This is a genomic window from Enterobacter sp. Taxon_2 (assembly GCF_058355295.1).
This window is the reverse complement of the sequence record NZ_CM178024.1, coordinates 1,296,142-1,316,080: the sequence shown is the minus strand read 5'-3', so window position 1 is coordinate 1,316,080 and position 19,939 is coordinate 1,296,142. Positions and strand designations below refer to the sequence as shown.

17 protein-coding genes are annotated in these 19,939 nt (G+C 57.1%); 10 read left to right on the top strand and 7 right to left on the bottom strand.

Annotation, left to right across the window (positions count from 1 at the left end; all coding sequences use genetic code 11):
• The first annotated feature begins 382 nt into the window (after window positions 1–382).
• Window positions 383–1,666 carry a citrate synthase gene (locus tag AC4IC4_RS06135; RefSeq protein WP_023310788.1) on the top strand — a complete coding sequence of 428 codons (1,284 nt, stop codon included), beginning with the start codon at window positions 383–385 and terminating at the stop codon, window positions 1,664–1,666.
• 85 nt (window positions 1,667–1,751) lie between these two features.
• Here AC4IC4_RS06135 and nei read toward each other — a convergent pair whose 3' ends face one another.
• From nei to AC4IC4_RS06100, 7 genes are all read right to left on the bottom strand, one after another.
• Complete coding sequence (gene nei / locus AC4IC4_RS06130) at window positions 1,752–2,543, bottom strand: endonuclease VIII (protein WP_032649518.1); 792 nt, start codon at window positions 2,541–2,543, stop codon at window positions 1,752–1,754.
• Between the two features lie 18 nt (window positions 2,544–2,561).
• Entirely contained in the window at window positions 2,562–3,302 is a 741-nt protein-coding gene (gene pxpA, locus AC4IC4_RS06125) for a 5-oxoprolinase subunit PxpA (RefSeq protein ID WP_491472354.1), read from the bottom strand.
• A complete protein-coding gene (gene pxpC / locus AC4IC4_RS06120; RefSeq protein ID WP_024908804.1) occupies window positions 3,289–4,221 on the bottom strand; it encodes a 5-oxoprolinase subunit PxpC in 933 nt (310 codons plus the stop codon). Before pxpC ends, pxpA begins: the two co-directional genes overlap by 14 nt.
• Window positions 4,215–4,871 (bottom strand): 5-oxoprolinase subunit PxpB, encoded by a 657-nt coding sequence (pxpB, locus tag AC4IC4_RS06115; RefSeq protein WP_407859591.1) that lies wholly within the window; start codon window positions 4,869–4,871, stop codon window positions 4,215–4,217. The genes pxpC and pxpB overlap by 7 nt, the downstream gene beginning before the upstream one ends.
• A 14-nt stretch (window positions 4,872–4,885) precedes the next feature.
• Window positions 4,886–5,629 carry a type 2 GTP cyclohydrolase I gene (locus tag AC4IC4_RS06110; protein WP_491472799.1) on the bottom strand — a complete coding sequence of 248 codons (744 nt, stop codon included), beginning with the start codon at window positions 5,627–5,629 and terminating at the stop codon, window positions 4,886–4,888.
• 10 nt (window positions 5,630–5,639) lie between these two features.
• Window positions 5,640–7,052: a deoxyribodipyrimidine photo-lyase gene (gene phrB / locus AC4IC4_RS06105; RefSeq protein WP_491472353.1), complete on the bottom strand. Its 1,413-nt coding sequence runs from the start codon at window positions 7,050–7,052 to the stop codon at window positions 5,640–5,642.
• Window positions 7,053–7,397: 345 nt separating this feature from the next.
• Window positions 7,398–7,604 (bottom strand): YbfA family protein, encoded by a 207-nt coding sequence (locus AC4IC4_RS06100; protein WP_013097552.1) that lies wholly within the window; start codon window positions 7,602–7,604, stop codon window positions 7,398–7,400.
• A 309-nt stretch (window positions 7,605–7,913) separates the two neighbouring features.
• Between AC4IC4_RS06100 and kdpF the strand changes: the two genes are divergently transcribed.
• From kdpF to potE, 9 genes are all read left to right on the top strand, one after another.
• Window positions 7,914–8,003: a K(+)-transporting ATPase subunit F gene (gene kdpF / locus AC4IC4_RS06095; protein ID WP_014069365.1), complete on the top strand. Its 90-nt coding sequence runs from the start codon at window positions 7,914–7,916 to the stop codon at window positions 8,001–8,003.
• Window positions 8,003–9,682: a potassium-transporting ATPase subunit KdpA gene (gene kdpA / locus AC4IC4_RS06090; RefSeq protein ID WP_491472352.1), complete on the top strand. Its 1,680-nt coding sequence runs from the start codon at window positions 8,003–8,005 to the stop codon at window positions 9,680–9,682. Before kdpF ends, kdpA begins: the two co-directional genes overlap by 1 nt.
• Before the next feature lie 18 nt (window positions 9,683–9,700).
• Window positions 9,701–11,749 carry a potassium-transporting ATPase subunit KdpB gene (kdpB, locus tag AC4IC4_RS06085; RefSeq protein ID WP_024908809.1) on the top strand — a complete coding sequence of 683 codons (2,049 nt, stop codon included), beginning with the start codon at window positions 9,701–9,703 and terminating at the stop codon, window positions 11,747–11,749.
• A 12-nt stretch (window positions 11,750–11,761) separates the two neighbouring features.
• Window positions 11,762–12,337: a potassium-transporting ATPase subunit KdpC gene (gene kdpC, locus AC4IC4_RS06080; protein ID WP_126328032.1), complete on the top strand. Its 576-nt coding sequence runs from the start codon at window positions 11,762–11,764 to the stop codon at window positions 12,335–12,337.
• Window positions 12,338–15,025, top strand: a complete 2,688-nt coding sequence (kdpD, locus tag AC4IC4_RS06075) for a two-component system sensor histidine kinase KdpD (protein WP_032649527.1) — start codon at window positions 12,338–12,340, stop codon at window positions 15,023–15,025.
• The gene (kdpE, locus tag AC4IC4_RS06070; protein ID WP_024908812.1) at window positions 15,022–15,699 is read left to right on the top strand and encodes a two-component system response regulator KdpE; all 678 of its coding nucleotides are present in this window, start codon (window positions 15,022–15,024) and stop codon (window positions 15,697–15,699) included. The genes kdpD and kdpE overlap by 4 nt, the downstream gene beginning before the upstream one ends.
• Window positions 15,700–15,977: 278 nt before the next feature.
• Window positions 15,978–16,082 (top strand): leader peptide SpeFL, encoded by a 105-nt coding sequence (gene speFL, locus AC4IC4_RS06065; RefSeq protein ID WP_003858645.1) that lies wholly within the window; start codon window positions 15,978–15,980, stop codon window positions 16,080–16,082.
• 254 nt (window positions 16,083–16,336) lie between these two features.
• Entirely contained in the window at window positions 16,337–18,535 is a 2,199-nt protein-coding gene (gene speF / locus AC4IC4_RS06060; protein ID WP_032649529.1) for an ornithine decarboxylase SpeF, read from the top strand.
• Complete coding sequence (gene potE, locus AC4IC4_RS06055; RefSeq protein WP_014831099.1) at window positions 18,532–19,845, top strand: putrescine-ornithine antiporter; 1,314 nt, start codon at window positions 18,532–18,534, stop codon at window positions 19,843–19,845. The genes speF and potE overlap by 4 nt, the downstream gene beginning before the upstream one ends.
• Window positions 19,846–19,939: the final 94 nt, after the last annotated feature.

Below are 19,939 nucleotides of genomic sequence, written 5' to 3'. Positions count from 1 at the left end.
TAATTTTTAATCATCTGATTTGACAAATGTTAAACAATATTGTTACAAACGTCATCAGAAAAGGCATATAATGCGCAAAAGTTATGAGGTCTCACTTTCACCTGACAAATAGTTATGTAACAGTGTGATGGTATTGACCGAAGTTATCAGGACAGTTATTAGTGATATACAGGTTTGAATAATTCGGACTGCAAAAACGCTGATTTGCTGTTGTTTCACTGATATTTCATTCGTTTACCTGCAAGGCGCCATAGCTCTGTACCCTGGTTTGTCCTCGTGAGCTGAGCGGTAAGCCAAATAACAATCTGGTAACGGTGATTTACAGCTGAAAGCAAATCCGGTGAAGCGCAGTCTTAAGCATAAGGCGCTAAGGAGACCGTAAATGGCTGATACAAAGGCAACGCTCACCCTAAATGGTGACACTGCTATTGAACTGGATGTGCTAAAAGGCACGCTCGGTCAGGATGTTATTGATATCCGTACGCTGGGTTCTAAAGGTGTGTTCACCTTTGACCCTGGATTTACCTCTACCGCATCTTGCGAATCCAAAATCACCTACATTGACGGTGACGAAGGTATCCTGCTCCATCGCGGCTTCCCCATCGATCAGTTAGCCACCGAATCCAACTATCTGGAAGTGTGCTACATCCTGCTGAACGGCGAAAAACCGACGCAGGCCCAGTACGATGAATTCAAAACCACCGTGACCCGTCACACCATGATCCATGAGCAGATTACCCGTCTGTTCCATGCGTTCCGTCGTGACTCTCACCCAATGGCGGTGATGTGCGGGATTACCGGTGCGCTGGCGGCGTTCTACCACGACTCCCTTGACGTGAATAACCCGCGTCACCGTGATATCGCGGCGTTCCGCCTGCTGTCCAAAATGCCTACCATGGCGGCGATGTGCTACAAATATTCCATCGGCCAGCCGTTTGTGTATCCGCGCAACGACCTCTCCTACGCGGGTAACTTCCTGCGCATGATGTTCTCCACGCCGTGCGAAGAGTACGAAGTGAACCCGGTACTGGAACGTGCGATGGACCGTATTCTGATCCTGCACGCTGACCACGAACAGAACGCCTCTACCTCTACCGTCCGTACCGCGGGCTCTTCAGGCGCGAACCCGTTCGCCTGTATCGCTGCGGGTATCGCCTCCCTGTGGGGACCGGCGCACGGCGGCGCGAACGAAGCGGCACTGAAGATGCTGGAAGAGATCAGCACCGTTGAGCACATTCCTGAGTTCGTGCGTCGTGCGAAAGACAAGAATGACTCCTTCCGCCTGATGGGCTTCGGTCACCGTGTTTACAAAAACTACGACCCGCGCGCCACCGTCATGCGTGAGACCTGCCACGAAGTGCTGAAAGAGCTGGGCACCAAAGATGACCTGCTGGAAGTGGCGATGGAGCTGGAACACATCGCGCTGAACGACCCGTACTTCATCGAGAAGAAACTGTACCCGAACGTCGATTTCTACTCTGGCATTATTCTGAAAGCGATGGGCATTCCGTCTTCCATGTTCACCGTCATCTTCGCCATGGCCCGTACCGTAGGCTGGATTGCGCACTGGAACGAAATGCACAGCGAAGGCATGAAAATCGCCCGTCCTCGTCAGCTGTATACCGGCTACGAGCAGCGTGATTTTAAGTCTGACCTGAAGCGCTAAAAGTTAAGCCCGGTGGCGCTCACGCTTACCGGGCCTACAAGTGTGAAACGTAGGCCGGGTAAGGCGTAGCCGCCACCCGGCTTTTTTACATCTGGCACCCGGGACACCAGTAAAACGGTCGTGAAGAGAGAGTGGTTCTCTCAATAATGCCACCACACCTTTCGCATTTCTTTCCCGCCCGATGAAACACCTTGAACCGGAACAGCGCCCCGTGATGCTTGTTCTCATCCACCACGCCGCGCGTGTTGTACGACAGCCGCGGAATATCCAGCAGCGCGTGGGATAACGCCTCCAGCTGTTCATCATTCAGTTGGGACGCTTTGTGCTGCGGCGCCAGCCCGACTTCCCAGAGGATCTCCACCCGCAGGTAGTTGCCGAGCCCGGCCAGAAACGCCTGGTCAAGGAACAGGCCGGAAAACTGCCGGTTACGGAATTTAGGTGATAACAGCCGGGCCTTCACATCGCTCGCCGTCAGGCGCATGTCCAGCACGTCCGGCCCGACCCGCTGCAGAAACGGGTGCGTCAGCAGTTGCTCCGGCGTTAACATTTCGATATCCGACGCGCTGTAAAGCAGGATCGCTTTATCCGCCGTTTGCAGCCTGACGCGCAGCACGCGGGTGGTTTGCGGCTGCTCGTCCGCCTCCACCACGCGCCAGACGCCGTAAAGCTGGTTATGGCTATATAACGTCAGGTTATGGGAAAAATGCGTGAGCAACGCTTTGCCGCGCGTTTCAATATGGGTCACCGTCTGCCCCACCAGCTGTGATTCAAACGGTTTTAGCTGAGGAAAAGCAAACCAGACATGCGTCAACGGTTTGCCCTTTATCGCCGCCTCCAGGCTATCCGCCGCGCGGCGGATCTCCGGACCTTCTGGCATGTTATTGTCCTTTCATGATTATTCTGCGCTGACCAGAATGCCCTCTTCAGAGAACGCCGCCCGCAAGCGGCGCGCGAACTGGAGCGCATGCTCGCCGTCGCCGTGTAAACACACCGTATCAGCCTGAACGTGCGCCGATGTGCCATCCACGGCGGTCACTCGCCCGGCGCGCACCATCTCCAGCGTCTGCGCCAGCGCTTGACCTTCGTCCGTTATCAACGCACCAGCTTGTGTACGCGGTACAAGACTGCCATCGGGTTGATAACCCCGGTCGGCAAAGACCTCCTGCCGCGTGGTTAACCCCAGAAGCTCGCCGGCGCGAATAAGCTCGCTGCCTGCCAGCCCCACAAGGATCAGCTGCGGGTTACAATCGCGTACCGCGCGAGCAATCGCTTCCGCCAGCGCCGGTTCTTTTGCCGCCTGGTTATAGAGCATGCCGTGCGGCTTCACGTGGCGCATGACACCGTTCTCAGCGCGTACCATCGCCTCCAGCGCGCCGATCTGGTAGAGCACCTGAGCGTAGACCGTATCCGGCGGCAGATCCATCGCCGTGCGGCCAAAGTTTTCCCGGTCAGGGAAGCTCGGATGAGCGCCAATCGCGACGCCGTTTTTGATGGCATTACGCACGCTCTCCAGCATGGTTTGCGCATCGCCCGCGTGAAAGCCACAGGCGATGTTGACTGAGGTGACAAGCGTCATCAGCGCCGCATCGGCGCTGCTGCCCTCGCCCAGATCGGCATTCAAATCAATCTTTACCATCAAGCCTCCACGCCAGCTGTTCGAGATAACGCTGCTGATCCTGCCGCGCCTTCAGCGCCTCTTCCAGTGAACACTGCACGAAGTGAATCGGCTGCCCGAGAGGAATTTGTGCCAGATGGTAGCGATCGGCTTCAATGATGCAGGCAATTCGCGGGTAACCGCCGGTCGTCTGCGCGTCGTTCATTAACACGATCGGTTGCCCGTTGCCTGGAACCTGAATAACCCCAGGCAGTAAACCGTGGGAGAGCAGTTCCCGGTCCGTCGTGCGGGTCAGCGGTTGCCCCTGAAGACGGTAGCCCATGCGGTTACTCTGCGGACTGAGCTTCCACGGCGAGCGCCAGAAGGACTCTTTGGAAGCCTCGTCAAACTCATGATATTCCGGCCCCGGTAAGGCGCGGATCTGGTTTCCCCACAGCAGCTGTTTTACGCCCTGCGCGGTCGAGAAATGGCGTGCCGAGGGCTTGATTGCCAGCCGATCGCCGTCGCGCAGCAAACGCCCTTCATGACCGCCGATCCCGGCTTTCTGATCGGTACTGGATGAGCCCAGCACCTCAGGCACGTCGATGCCGCCCGCCACTGCGAGATAGCTACGTACACCGTGCAAAGGACGCTTTAAGGTCAGACGCTGTCCGGCTTTCGCCCGCAGCCGCCAGCCGGTCCAGACCGCTTTACCATCCAGCGTCGCGTCACACCCTGCGCCAGTTAAGGCAAACCAGGTCTCCTGACTAAACTCAATGACGCACTGGCCGAGCGTAATTTCGAGCGCGGCCGTATTGCCGGGGTTGCCCACCAGCACGTTAGCAATCTCCAGCGCAGGCCTGTCCAGCGCGCCACAATAGCTCACGCCAGACTGGCGCATACCAAAGCGGCCCGCATCCTGTACGGAGGTATAAAGCCCGGCGCGAATAAGCGTTAACATACCCCCTCCTTCTGCGGGATAAAGCGAAGGGTATCGCCGGGACGCAGGAGTATTGGCGTCTCCAGCCCCGGGTCAAATAAGGGTGTGGTGGTATGCCCAATAAGCTGCCAGCCGCCGGGCGATGTCAGCGGATAAACGCCAGTCTGCTCGCCGCCGATAGCCACCGTCCCCGCCGGTACGCTCAGGCGCGGTTCGGCACGACGTGGCGTATGCAGCTGAGGGGATAATCCGCCCAGATACGGGAATCCGGGCTGAAACCCCAGGAACCAGACCACGTAGTCAACCGAGCTGTGCAGCTCAACAACCTGCTTTGCTGTTAAACCACAGTGGTCCGCCACCACGCCAAGATCCGGTCCCCCCGTACCGCCATACACGACCGGGATCTCGATGGCACGCGATTCCGGCTCCAGCGCCTCACTCTCTTCCCACCAGCGCTGCAAACGTTCGATGGCATCCAGCGCCAGCGTATGCGGGCTACGCAGCACCACGGTGATGTTATTCATCCCCGGAATGGCTTCAACCACTTCCGGCAGATCGACCAGACGCTGGGTTAGCCGCCAGATACGCTTTTGCGTGGCAAGGGTCACCGGCGGCTCGAGCTCCAGAACCACTGCCGTTTCTCCCAGAAGATAACAACGCGCTCGCTGCACTCAGGCACCTCTCATCAGGCCGGGTTATGGATATCAATAAAGGTCACATCCAGATCGGTATTTTCCGTCAGCCACTCGCTGAGGGCGCGAATGCCGCCGCGCTCGGTGGCATGATGGCCTGCCGCGTAAAAATGCAGACCCTGCTCACGCGCCGAATGAATAGTCTGCTCGGACACCTCGCCGGTGATAAAAGCATCGACGCCAAAACGCGCGGCGCTGTCGATAAAGCCCTGCCCGCCTCCGGTGCACCAGGCCACACGCTTCACCGTATCCGGGCCGGTATCACCGCTCCATAGCGGACGACGCCCCAGGCGCGCTTCAATCCACGAGGCCAGCTCCAGCCCCGGAACAGGCATCGCCAGTTCGCCCCACGGCACCAGCGGCTCAATTTCGCCCAACACGGTAATGCCCAGTAGCTGCGCCAGCTGGACGTTGTTACCGAGCTCCGGGTGCGCATCCAGCGGCAGGTGGTAACCGTACAGGTTAATGTCATTTGCCAGCAGCGTTTTCAGGCGGTTGCGCTTCATGCCGCGAATAATCGGCGATTCGTTTTTCCAGAAGTAACCGTGATGGACAATCACCGCATCAGCGTTCTGACGGACCGCCTCGTCCAGCAGCGCCTGGCTTGCCGTGACGCCGGTGATAATTTTTTGCACCGTTTCGCGTCCTTCGACCTGGAGCCCGTTCGGGCCGTAATCGCTGAAGGAGGCGCTGTTCAGTTTTTCGTTAATCAGGCGTTCCAGTTCGCTGTTTTTCATCATCACTCTCTTATGCTTTGCGGGCCGCTTCGTACGCAGCCAGCGTGGCGACACGCGCCTGTTTATGATCGACAATCGGACGGGGATAATTCAGTTTTACACGCTGTTTATCCGCCCATGCCCACGGTTCGTGGATCGCTTTAGCCGGTATCTCTTTAAGTTCAGGGACCCAGCGGCGGATAAACTCGCCGTCCTCATCAAATTTTTGTCCCTGAGTGGTTGGATTAAAAATCCGGAAATAGGGAGCCGCATCGGTGCCCGTTGAGGCTGCCCACTGCCAGCCGCCGTTATTCGCGGCAAGATCGCCATCGATCAGCTGAGAGATAAAATAGCGCTCTCCGATACGCCAGTCGATAAGCAGATCCTTCACCAGAAAGCTGGCGGTAATCATTCGCAGGCGGTTGTGCATCCACCCGGTCTCATTGAGCTGACGCATCGCGGCATCGACTATCGGATAGCCCGTCTGCCCTGTTTGCCAGGCCTGTAAAAGTGCCTCGTCGTGCTGCCATTTTACGTTGTCGGTCCAGGGAATGAACGGACGATGCTTACAGAGATCGGGATGATACGTCATCAGATGGCGATAAAACTCACGCCAGATCAGTTCATTCAGCCAGACGGACCCAGCGCCGCCCTCCAGCGCCTGCGGCTGCTCAGCCAGCAGACGATGTAAACACTGGCGAGGAGAGATCGCGCCCAGTGCCAGACAGGCCGACAGGCGGCTGGTGCCCTCGATGGCGGGAAAATCCCGCCGCGCGTCGTAGTTGGCCGCATCCTGTTTGCAGAACTGGCGCAGTTGGGCGATGGCTGCTTTCTCATCGGCGGGGAACAGCGCTTTATCAAACGGCTGCTGAGGATAATCGAACGTCAGTTCAGGCAGGTCCTTCAGGGGTTCGCCCCTCGCGGCAGGCGCGGCAACGCACTCCGGCAACGCCTCTTTCAGACGTTTGATAAAGGCATTTTTAAACGGTGTGAAAACTTTATACATCTCACTGTTGCCGGTCATCACGCTGCCCGGCGCCAGCATCACGCTGTCATCAAATCCTTCACAGACCACATCCTGCAGCTCCTTCTCCAGCTGACGGTCGCGCTGCTGCTCGTTGAATTCGTACTGATAGTTGTAAAAAAGATGCGTAACGTTGTGCTGCTTACAGGTCTCCTGCACCGTCTGCAGCTGTGCGGCAAAATCACTCACCTCTTTATAGAGAAGCGGTATGCCTTTTCCAGCAAGCGAATGCTGCAGTTCGGTCAGATACGCACGCAGCAAGGCCGCCTGGCGTGGCGCCATATCATGCTGCCGCCACTGCCCGGGCGTAGCCACAAACAGAGCCAGTACGTTAGCGTCTTTGGCGCGGCAGGCCGCCGCGAGGGCGATATTGTCATGTACGCGCAGATCCGCGCGAAACCAAACCAGATGGGTGGGCATAAAACTCCAGGCTATTGTCCATTATGTCCGTAAGGGCATGCTGTAAAAGGAAAAAGCATGCATTGAACTACTTTGCCATGAAGTGTAGACGGGATGAAATAAAAAAGGCCGTGCGAGATGGCGGAAAGGGACGCTGCATAGTAGTTGGCCCTGGCGTAAAACGTAATCCACCGAAAAGGTTTTTAAGAATATATTTAGGGAGTTGCAGTTTGATTACTTAAGGACCCGAGATATTCTTTTAAGCCTCTGACGAGGGCTTGAAAACCACCCAACGGACCGCGAATCCCGAGGGACAAAAAAACCGCCACATTACTGTTGGCGGTTTTTTTATTGCTGTGTGTAGTCTTAGTAAAAATCGCAGGTCGCTTTCTCGGCCTGATCCATCCACACCGGCTTCTCGCTGGTTTTCGCCCAGACGCGGTGCAGATAGCTATAAAAACGTGCACGATCTTTCCAGAACAGCATCACCGGCAGAGCCAGCACGCCAGCCACTACGGCGAAAGCGCGGCGCATGAACACGATATGAGCCGGATACTCTTTATAAAGATCCATATTTTTCTCCCCTATAGTTGGCCGGAAACGTCATCCGGAAAATTCAAAATCTGTGACCTGGCTAAAATAATATCGCTTTGTTTGTAATTTTACTACTCATCCGACCACTTATTTTCGTCCGTTTAGCAAAAATTTACACTCACACCGTAATTAAGTTACAAAAAAGTTAACGATTTACTTATCAATAGTTAAATTGTGGGCTTTGCCATTTTTATACTTTTTTTACACCCGCCTTCTCCATTTTTGCGAAATCTTTGCGCCAGAAATCCTACCGTTAGTACAACAACGAAAGTCACCCGGAGGTGGATTGTGAGTGCAGGTCTTATTGCCGGCATCGTGCTGGTGTTCCTGTTATTGGGTTATCTGGTTTATGCCCTGATTAATGCGGAGGCATTCTGATGGCTGCTCAGGCGTTTTTGCTTATTGCCAGTTTCTTGGTGGTGTTGTTCGTGCTGGCAAGGCCACTGGGCTCGGGGCTGGCACGGCTAATCAATAACGTTCCCCTGCCCGGCACGGGAAGCGTTGAAAAAGGGATCTGGCGCGTACTGGGAATAGACGATCGGGAGATGAACTGGCGTGACTATCTGATCGCCATTCTGCTGCTGAATATCGTTGGTCTCATTGCGCTTTTTGCCATGCTGATGTTGCAGGGCATTCTGCCGCTGAATCCGCAACAGTTACCGGGCCTGTCCTGGCATCTTGCGCTGAACACGGCTGTCAGTTTTGTCACCAACACCAACTGGCAGTCCTATTCCGGTGAAACCACACTCAGCTACTTCAGCCAGATGGTCGGGTTAACCGTGCAGAACTTCCTCTCTGCCGCGAGCGGTATTGCGGTGATCTTCGCGCTGACGCGTGCGTTTGCGCGCCAGAAAGTGAGCACGCTGGGTAACGCATGGGTGGATCTGACGCGCATTACGCTGTGGATCCTGCTGCCGATTGCGCTGCTGATCGCGCTGTTCTTTATTCAGCAGGGCACCCTGCAAAACCTGATGCCTTACACGCCTTATACCTCGCTGGAAGGCGCAAAACAGCTCCTGCCGATGGGGCCAGTGGCGTCGCAGGAAGCCATCAAAATGCTCGGGACGAACGGCGGGGGCTTCTTCAACGCCAACTCCTCGCACCCGTTTGAAAACCCTACCGCCCTGACCAATTTTGTGCAGATGCTGGCGATTTTTCTGATCCCCGCCGCGCTCTGCTTTGCCTTTGGCGACGTGGTCAACGATCGCCGTCAGGGGCGCACCCTGCTCTGGACCATGTCACTTATCTTCGTGGTCTGTGTTGCGCTGGTGATGTGGGCCGAATGGCAGGGTAATCCGCACTTCCTGACAATGGGTGCCGACAGCGCAATCAACATGGAAGGTAAAGAGAGCCGCTTTGGCATTCTCGCCAGCAGCCTGTATGCGGTGGTCACCACGGCTGCCTCGTGCGGGGCGGTCAACGCCATGCACGATTCCTTTACGGCGCTGGGTGGCATGATCCCGATGTGGCTGATGCAGATTGGCGAAGTGGTGTTTGGCGGCGTGGGCTCCGGTCTTTACGGCATGCTGCTGTTCGTGCTGCTGGCGGTGTTTATTGCCGGTCTGATGATTGGCCGCACCCCGGAATATCTTGGTAAAAAAATCGACGTTCGCGAGATGAAATTAACCGCTCTGGCGATTCTGGTCACTCCGGCGCTTGTTCTGCTCGGCACCGCGCTGGCTCTGATGACCGAGGCCGGGTGCAGCGGCATCTTTAACCCTGGCATTCACGGTTTCAGTGAAGTGCTGTATGCCGTCTCCTCTGCCGCCAACAACAACGGCAGCGCCTTTGCAGGCTTAAGCGCCAACTCACCGTTCTGGAACTGCCTGCTGGCGTTCTGCATGTTTGTGGGTCGCTTCGGGATCATTGTGCCGGTTATGGCGATTGCCGGATCGCTGGTGAACAAAAAAATCCAACCGACCACCACCGGGACGTTACCGACCCACGGCGCGCTGTTTATCGGCCTGCTGACGGGCACCGTGTTACTGGTCGGCGCCCTGACCTTTATCCCCGCCCTCGCGTTAGGCCCGGTCGCGGAATACCTCTCTTTACGCTGATTTTGCGGAGAAATTGTCATGAGTCGTAAACAACTGGCCCTGTTCGAACCGTCCTTAGTTCGTCAGGCGCTCATGGATGCGGTGAAAAAGCTGAGCCCGCGCGTGCAGTGGCACAACCCGGTGATGTTTATTGTCTGGGCGGGAAGCGTCCTGACCACCGGCCTGGCGATTGCCATGGGAACGGGCCACATGCCGGGGAATGCGATGTTTACCGGTGCCATCAGCCTGTGGCTGTGGTTTACCGTGCTGTTCGCCAATTTTGCGGAAGCGCTGGCGGAAGGCCGGAGTAAAGCTCAGGCCAACAGCCTGAAAGGGGTGAAAAAAACCGCCTTCGCGCGCAAGCTACGTGAACCGAAATACGGCGCGCAGATGGACCATGTTCCGGCGGATGAACTGCGTAAAGGCGATGTGGTGCTGGTGGAAGCCGGTGACATCATCCCTTGCGACGGCGAAGTCATTGAAGGGGGCGCATCGGTGGATGAAAGCGCCATCACCGGCGAATCCGCGCCGGTGATCCGTGAGTCCGGCGGCGATTTCGCCTCCGTGACGGGCGGGACGCGCATTCTCTCCGACTGGCTGGTGATCCAGTGCAGCGTTAACCCGGGTGAAACCTTCCTCGACCGGATGATCGCCATGGTGGAAGGCGCCCAGCGTCGTAAAACGCCAAACGAAATTGCCCTGACCATCCTGCTGGTGGCCCTGACCATCGTCTTCCTGCTGGCAACCGCGACGCTGTGGCCATTCTCTGCCTATGGCGGTACCGCGGTCACCGTCACGGTACTGGTGGCGCTGCTGGTTTGTCTGATCCCAACCACCATTGGCGGCCTGCTGTCGGCCATCGGCGTGGCCGGCATGAGCCGTATGCTCGGTGCCAACGTTATCGCCACCAGCGGGCGTGCGGTGGAAGCTGCCGGTGACGTGGACGTCTTGCTGCTGGATAAAACCGGGACCATCACCCTCGGTAACCGTCAGGCGTCAGATTTCTTACCCGCCCCGGGCGTGGATGAAAAAACGCTGGCAGATGCCGCGCAGCTCTCATCCCTTGCCGATGAAACCCCGGAAGGCCGCAGTATCGTGATCCTCGCCAAGCAGCGCTTTAACCTGCGCCAGCGCGACGTTCAGAGCCTGCACGCCACGTTCGTGCCCTTCACGGCGCAAACCCGCATGAGCGGCATTAACATTCAGGATCGCATGATCCGTAAAGGCTCGGTTGACGCCATCCGCCGCCACATCGAGGCTAACAACGGTCACTTCCCGCCGGAAGTGGACAGCCTGGTCGAAAGCGTGGCCCGTCAGGGGGCGACGCCGCTGGTGGTGGCAGAAGGGGCCCATGTGCTGGGGGTGATTGCGCTGAAGGATATCGTCAAAGGCGGTATCAAGGAGCGCTTTGCCCAGCTGCGTAAGATGGGGATCAAAACGGTAATGATCACCGGGGATAACCGTCTTACCGCCGCGGCGATTGCCGCCGAAGCGGGCGTGGATGATTTCCTTTCCGAAGCCACACCGGAAGCCAAGCTGGCACTGATTCGTCAGTATCAGGCGGAAGGCCGTCTGGTGGCGATGACGGGTGACGGGACCAACGATGCCCCTGCCCTGGCGCAGGCCGACGTGGCGGTGGCAATGAACTCCGGTACCCAGGCGGCAAAAGAGGCGGGCAATATGGTCGACCTCGACTCTAACCCGACCAAGCTGATCGAAGTGGTACACATCGGCAAGCAGATGCTGATGACGCGCGGGTCGCTGACCACGTTCAGTATCGCCAACGACGTGGCGAAGTATTTCGCCATCATTCCGGCCGCGTTTGCCGCGACCTATCCGCAGTTAAACGCCCTGAACGTGATGCACCTGCACTCTCCGGCCTCGGCCATTCTGAGCGCAGTCATCTTTAACGCCCTGATTATTGTCTTCCTGATCCCGCTGGCGCTGAAAGGCGTGAGCTATAAGCCGCTCACGGCGGCCGCCATGCTGCGCCGTAACCTGTGGATTTACGGCCTGGGCGGACTGGTGGTGCCCTTCGTCGGTATCAAGGTTATCGACCTGCTGTTGACGCTGTTCGGCCTGGTTTAAAAGGTGATTCAAATGACAATGTTACGTCCCGCTATACTTCTGTTTATTCTGCTGTCTCTCATTACCGGCGGGCTGTACCCGCTGGTGACCACCGCGCTGGGCCAGTGGTGGTTTAAGGATCAGGCTAACGGCTCGCTGATACTGCAAAACGGTGAAAACCGCGGTTCTCGCCTGATTGGTCAGAACTTTACGGATGCCCGCTACTTCCAGGGACGCCCTTCCGCCACTGCCGAAAGCCCGTATAATCCGATGGCATCCGGCGGCAGCAACCTGGCGGGCAGCAACCCGGAGCTGGACAAAGCCGTCGCTGAGCGCGTGGCAGCCCTGCGCGCCGCGAATCCGCAGGCCAGCCGGGAAGTACCCGTGGAGCTGGTGACCGCCTCGGCCAGCGGGCTGGACTACAGCCTGACGCCGGCAGCCGTGGCATGGCAGATCCCGCGCGTCGCCGCCGCCCGCCAGCTAACCGTCGAACAGGTGAGCCAGCTGGTTGCAGAGCACACGCAAAAGCCGCTGGTCAGCTTCATCGGCATGCCCGTGGTAAATATTGTTGAGCTGAATCTGGCGCTGGACGCGCTAAGGAAAAACTAAATGACCGACGAGCCCATGCGCCCGGATCCGGACAGGCTGCTTGAACAGACGGCTGAAGCCCATCGTGGCAAACTGAAAATTTTCTTCGGCGCCTGCGCGGGCGTCGGGAAAACCTTCGCCATGCTGACGGAAGCCCAGCGGCTTCGGGCGCAGGGGCTCGATATTTTGATCGGCGTGGTTGAAACCCACGGACGTAAAGAGACGGCATCGCTGCTGAAGGGGCTGGCTACCCAGCCGCCCCGCCGCATCAGCCATCGCGGTCGGTTAGTCACCGAATTCGATCTCGATGCCGCCCTCGCCCGCCGTCCCGCCCTTATCCTGATGGACGAACTGGCGCACAGCAATGCGCCAGGCTCACGCCACCCAAAACGCTGGCAGGATGTTGAAGAGCTACTTGAAGCCGGTATCGATGTGTTCACCACGGTTAACGTTCAGCATCTTGAAAGCCTGAACGACGTGGTCAGCGGCGTGACCGGCATTCAGGTGCGCGAGACGGTGCCCGACCCCTTCTTTGATTCCGCGGATGAGGTGGTGCTGGTCGACCTGCCCCCCGATGATTTGCGCCAGCGCCTGCACGAAGGCAAAGTCTATATCGCCGGCCAGGCCGAGCGCGCCATCGAACATTTCTTCCGTAAAGGTAACCTGATAGCCCTGCGCGAGCTGGCCCTGCGCCGAACCGCCGACCGGGTGGACGATCAGATGCGCGCCTGGCGCGACCTGCAGGGCCAGGAACGCGTCTGGCACACGCGGGATGCCATCCTGCTGTGCGTCGGCCACGGCAGCGGTAATGAAAAGCTTGTCCGCACCGCCGCGCGCCTCGCTGCCAAATTTGGCAGCGTCTGGCATGCGGTGTATGTCGAAACGCCGCAGCTGCACGCGCTGCCCGAAAACCAGCGTCGCGCGATCCTGAGTTCGCTGCGCCTGGCGCAGGAGCTGGGTGCCGAAACCGCGACGCTTTCCGATCCGCAGGAAGATAAAGCCATTCTGCGCTACGCGCGCGAGCACAACCTGGGGAAAATCGTCATTGGCCGTCGCCAGCATCGCCGCTGGTTTAGCCGCGAATCCTTTGCCGACAAGCTGGCTCGTCGTGCGCCGGATCTGGATCTGGTGATCGTGGCGCTGGATGACAAACCTACCCCCTTACCGAATCGCGCGCCGGACAGCCGCACCTTCAGCGATAAATGGCGCATTCAGCTTCGCGGCTGTCTTGTCGCCGTCGTGCTCTGCGCCCTGATTACCGTCATTGCCAGCCAGTGGCTGATTGCGTTTGATGCCGCCAACCTGGTGATGATCTACCTTCTTGGCGTGGTGGTGGTGGCGCTCTTTTACGGGCGCTGGCCGTCGGTACTGGCGACGGTTGTCAACGTCATCAGCTTCGATCTGTTCTTTATTGCTCCCCGCGGGACGCTCGCCGTCTCGGACGTACAATACATTCTCACCTTTGCGGTGATGCTCACCGTCGGGCTGGTGATCGGGAATCTGACGGCGGGCGTACGCTACCAGGCACGCATCGCCCGCTATCGCGAACAGCGTACGCGCCATCTCTACGAGATGTCGAAATCGCTGGCGGTGGGCCGTACGCCGCTGGATATCGTGCAGACCAGCGAGCAATTTATTCGCTCGACGTTTCATGCCAGCAACCTGATTTTACTCCCGGATGAACACGGTAAGCTGCGCCCGCTGACCTCGGCCACCGGCATGACGCCCTGGGACGAAGCCATCGCGCGCTGGAGCTTTGACAAAGGCTTACCGGCGGGCGCAGGGACCGACACCCTCCCCGGCGTGCCCTATCAAATTCTGCCGCTGCGCAGTGCCGATAAAAATCAGGGGCTGGTCATCGTAGAGCCTTCCAACCTGCGCCAGCTGATGATCCCCGAACAGCAGCGTTTACTGGAGACGTTTACACTGCTGGTTGCCAGCGCGCTGGAACGACTGGCCCTCACCGCCAGCGAGGAACAGGCCCGTCTGGCGAGCGAGCGTGAAAGCATTCGTAACTCGCTGCTGGCGGCGCTCTCGCACGATCTGCGTACCCCGCTCACCGTCCTGTTTGGTCAGTCAGAAATCCTGACGCTGGACCTGGCGGCGGAAGGCTCTAAACACGCCCTTCAGGCCAGCGAGATCCGCCAGCATGTGCTGAATACCACGCGCCTGGTGAATAACCTGCTCGATATGGCGCGTATCCAGTCAGGCGGTTTTAACCTCAAAAAAGAGTGGCTCACGCTGGAAGAGGTGGTGGGCAGCGCCCTGAAAATGCTCGAACCCGGCCTGGGTGGACGACATATCGCGCTGAACATGCCCGAGCCTCTGACGTTAATTCACGTCGACGGTCCGCTGTTTGAGCGGGTGCTGATCAACCTGCTGGAGAACGCCGGCAAATATGCGGGCTCCAGCGCCCGGATTGGGGTGGATGCGACGGTGGACGATGGTACGCTTCGTCTTGACGTCTGGGATACTGGCCCCGGCATCCCAGCCGGGCAGGAGCTGGCTATTTTCGAAAAATTCGCACGCGGCAATAAGGAGTCGGCCATTCCAGGCGTCGGGCTGGGGCTGGCGATTTGCCAGGCGATCATTGACGTCCATGGCGGGACCATTTCCGCAGAGAATCGTCCGGAAGGCGGCGCGCGGTTTTGTGTTACACTTCCTCTGGAAACCCCGCCAGAACTTAATGAATTACCAGAGGATTTGTGATCAACGTTCTGATTGTTGAAGATGAGATCGCCATTAGCCGTTTTCTGCGCGCTGCGCTGGAAGGAGACGGCCTGCGCGTTCATGATGCGGGTACGCTTCAGCGGGGTTTAATTGAAGCCGCTACCCGCAAGCCGGACCTGGTGATCCTCGATCTTGGCCTACCGGACGGTGACGGCATCGATTTTATCCGGGAAGTCCGTCAGTGGAGCCAGATGCCGATCCTCGTGCTCTCCGCCCGTACTGAAGAGACGGATAAAATCGCGGCGCTGGATGCCGGGGCGGATGACTATCTGATTAAACCTTTTGGGATCGGCGAACTACAGGCCCGCCTTCGCGTGGCGCTGCGTCGCCACAGCGCAACCACGCCTGCTGACCCAACCTACACGTTTGGGGATATCCGGGTTGACCTGGCCGCGCGGCGCATTGTGCGCGGCGATGAGGAGATTCACCTCACGCCGATAGAATTTCGCCTGCTCGCCGTACTGCTCAACAACCACGGTAAGGTACTCACCCAACGCCAACTGTTAAGTCAGGTGTGGGGACCCAACGCTGTGGAACATAGTCATTATTTACGCATATATATGGGACATCTTCGTCAGAAACTCGAAGTCGACCCCGCTCGCCCTCGCCATCTATTAACTGAAACCGGTATCGGTTATCGGTTTATGCTTTGAATAACTATTCATTTTATTTCTAAATAAAACTCAATCCCTCAGAAAACATTTCAAAAATAACCCATACGTTATTTTTACGGGTTATTTTTGCTCATTTAAAACATTGATAACACAACCCATTAACGCACCATCAACAAATCAGAATTTTGATCTGCGATATTCATCTAAAACGAATATTTATTTCTGATTTGATCGATTATCGGTGATCTACCTCACGGTTAATCGCCTTTTCCTGGATAAAATGACCATGCTTTCAATTACTGAAAGGAAAATGAATCATGGAAAACAACAATCGCTTAATGCCCCATATAAGGCGGACAACACATATCATGATGTTTGCCCACCGAAACTGCTTTGACTTTCATCTCTTTAATGCCCGGTAGTCCTTCGACTTCTGGCGCACTCGCTTACAGGTCATCCTGAAACATCTTATTTTACGGGCTTTTGCCTGTGAACCCGTGCGCTCATTCATCTTGATTCAGACTCATCCGCACCGAGCGGACTGAATTTCAATCATCAAAAAAGCAATTCACTGATTTAAATCAGCGGCCACCCTTTGCTTTTTTTCCGGAAAATTATCGATTTCTTTCTTGCAAGAAATCGAGGGACGTTTATTACCTAAAATAAAGAGAGAAAGATGAAAAGTTTAAAAATCGCAGCCAGCCGTGCCTGTCCGGATTGCTTTACCACCCAGCGTGAACTGGTGGATGTCCGCGCTTCTGATTATATTGATGTTGCCGCCATTGTTCTGGCGGTCACGGATATTGCCAGCGGTATCCTGGACGAAATAGAAGCCACCGGTTTTGGCATTCCTGTTTTTGTCGCGACGCATAAAGAAGAGATCATTCCGGCAGACTATTTATCGCGCATTCATGGCGTATTTGAGTATTCAGACACCAGCAACGACTTTTATGGACGCCAGCTGGAAGCAGCGGCCCTGAAGTACGAAACCCAACTGCGCCCGCCGTTTTTCCGCGCCCTGGTCGACTACGTGAAGCAGGGCAACAGCGCGTTTGACTGCCCGGGGCATCAGGGCGGCCAGTTCTTCCGCCGCCATCCAGCCGGTAATCAGTTCGTTGATTTCTTTGGCGAGACGCTTTTCCGCTCCGATCTGTGTAACGCTGACGTCGCAATGGGCGATCTGCTGATTCACGAGGGCGCGCCGTGCATTGCGCAGCAACATGCGGCGAAGGTCTTTAATGCCGATAAGACCTACTTCGTGCTGAACGGCACCTCGTCATCCAACAAAGTGGTGCTTAACGCCCTGCTCACCCCGGGCGACCTGGTACTCTTCGACCGTAACAACCACAAATCTAACCATCACGGTGCCCTCCTCCAGGCAGGCGCAACGCCGGTCTATCTCGAAACCGCGCGTAACCCGTACGGCTTCATTGGTGGCATTGACGCCCACTGCTTTGAAGAGAGTTATCTACGAGAGCTGGTGGCAGAGGTGGCGCCGGGCCGTGCACGCGATGCGCGTCCGTTCCGTCTGGCGGTGATCCAACTGGGTACCTACGATGGCACCATCTATAACGCCCGTCAGGTAGTGGATAAGATTGGGCACCTGTGTGATTACATCCTGTTTGACTCGGCCTGGGTGGGTTACGAGCAGTTTATTCCGATGATGGCCGACTGCTCGCCGCTGCTGCTGGAGCTGAACGAAAACGATCCGGGGATTTTGGTTACCCAGTCCGTGCATAAACAGCAGGCAGGCTTCTCCCAGACCTCGCAAATTCACAAGAAAGACAGCCACATCAAAGGCCAGCAGCGCTATGTCCCGCATAAGCGGCTGAATAATGCCTTTATGATGCACGCCTCCACCAGCCCGTTCTATCCGCTGTTTGCCGCGCTGGACATTAACGCCCGTATGCATGAAGGCCAGAGCGGCCGCAACATGTGGATGGACTGCGTGGTGAACGGTATCGAAGCGCGCAAGCTGATCCTGGAGAACTGCCAGTATCTGCGTCCCTTCGTGCCGGAGACGGTGGATGGCCGTCCGTGGGAAAGCTGGGACACGGCGGAGATTGCAACCGATCTGCGCTTCTTCCACTTCGTACCGGGTGAAAACTGGCACGCTTTTGAAGGCTACGCAGAGCATCAGTATTTTATCGACCCGTGCAAGCTCCTGCTGACCACGCCGGGCATTAACGCCCGCACCGGGGAGTATGACGACTTCGGCGTGCCCGCCACTATCCTTGCCAACTTCCTGCGTGAAAACGGCATCGTGCCGGAAAAATGCGATCTCAACTCGATCCTGTTCCTGCTCACGCCTGCGGAAGATATGGGCAAACTTCAACAGTTGGTGGCCCAGTTGGTGCGCTTCGAGAAACTGCTCGAGAGCGATGTTCCGCTGAAAGAGGTCCTGCCTTCTCTCTACAAACAGCATCCGGAACGTTACGCGGATTACACCCTGCGCCAGATCTGCCAGGAGATGCATGACCTGTACGCCCGTCACAACGTGAAACAACTGCAGAAAGAGATGTTCCGCAAGTCTCACTTCCCACGCGTGATGATGAACCCGCAGGACGCGAACTACGCCTATCTGCGCGGTGAAGTTGAGCTGGTCTCCCTGCGCGACGCGGAAGGCCGCATCGCCGCCGAAGGCGCACTTCCTTATCCGCCGGGGGTGCTGTGTGTTGTCCCAGGGGAAGTCTGGGGCGGTTCCGTACTGCGCTACTTTGCCGCCCTGGAAGAAGGCATCAACCTTCTGCCGGGCTTCGCGCCGGAGCTGCAGGGTGTGTACGTCGAGGAGTGTGAGGGCCGCAAACAGGTTCGCTGTAATGTCATCAAACAACCCGCCGCTCAGCCCGCGCTGCTGAAAGGAGAGAAATTATGAGTAAGTCCAATAAGATGGGCGTGGTGCAGCTGACCATCCTCACCATGGTGAACATGATGGGCTCCGGGATTATCATGCTGCCCACCAAGCTTGCAGAGGTGGGTACCATCTCTATTATCTCCTGGCTGGTGACGGCAGTCGGTTCAATGGCACTGGCGTGGGCGTTCGCCAAATGCGGGATGTTCAGCCGTAAGTCAGGCGGGATGGGGGGCTATGCCGAATACGCTTTTGGCAAGTCGGGCAACTTTATGGCCAACTACACCTACGGCGTGTCGCTGCTGATCGCCAACGTGGCGATTGCCATCTCCGCGGTGGGTTACGGTACGGAGCTGTTCGGCGCGACGCTCAGCCCGGTACAAATTGGGCTGGCGACCATCGGGGTTCTGTGGATCTGCACCGTGGCTAACTTTGGCGGCGCGCGTATCACCGGACAGCTCTCCAGCATTACCGTCTGGGGCGTGATTATCCCGGTTGTCGGCCTGTGCATCATCGGCTGGTTCTGGTTCAGCCCGACGCTGTACGCCAATTCCTGGAACCCGCACCATGTGCCGTTCTTTACCGCTGTGGGCTCTTCTATCGCCATGACGCTCTGGGCTTTCCTGGGGCTGGAATCCGCCTGCGCGAACGCGGAAGTGGTGGAGAATCCTGAAAAGAACGTGCCGATTGCGGTCCTTGGCGGAACGCTGGGCGCGGCGGTGATCTATATCGTCTCGACTAACGTGATTGCGGGCATCGTACCGAATATGGATCTGGCTAACTCCACGGCGCCGTTCGGGCTGGCCTTCGCGCAGATGTTCACGCCGGAAGTCGGGAAAGTGATCATGGGTCTGATGGTGATGTCCTGCTGCGGTTCACTCCTTGGGTGGCAGTTCACCATCGCACAGGTGTTTAAATCCTCCGCTGATGAAGGTTACTTCCCAAAAATCTTCTCCCGCGTGACCAAAGCGGATGCGCCGGTGCAGGGCATGCTGGCGATTGTTATCTTCCAGAGCGGATTGTCGCTGATGACCATTAGCCCGTCGCTGAACAGCCAGTTCAACGTGCTGGTCAACCTGGCGGTCGTGACAAATATCATTCCGTATATTCTGTCGATGGCGGCGCTGGTGATTATTCAGAAAGTCGCGAAGGTGGATCCGCGCAAAGCGCGTGCGGCGAATATCGTGGCGCTGATTGGGGCAATCTACAGCTTCTACGCGCTCTACTCATCCGGCCAGGAAGCGATGCTGTATGGCGCGATGGTGACCTTTATGGGCTGGACGCTGTACGGTCTGGTGTCACCACGGTTTGAATTGAAGAATAAGCACAGTTAGGTAAAAGCAAAACGGCAACCCAAGGGTTGCCGTTTTTATTGTTTTCTCCCTCTCCCTGTGGGAGAGGGCCGGGGTGAGGGCATCAGCCCGCACA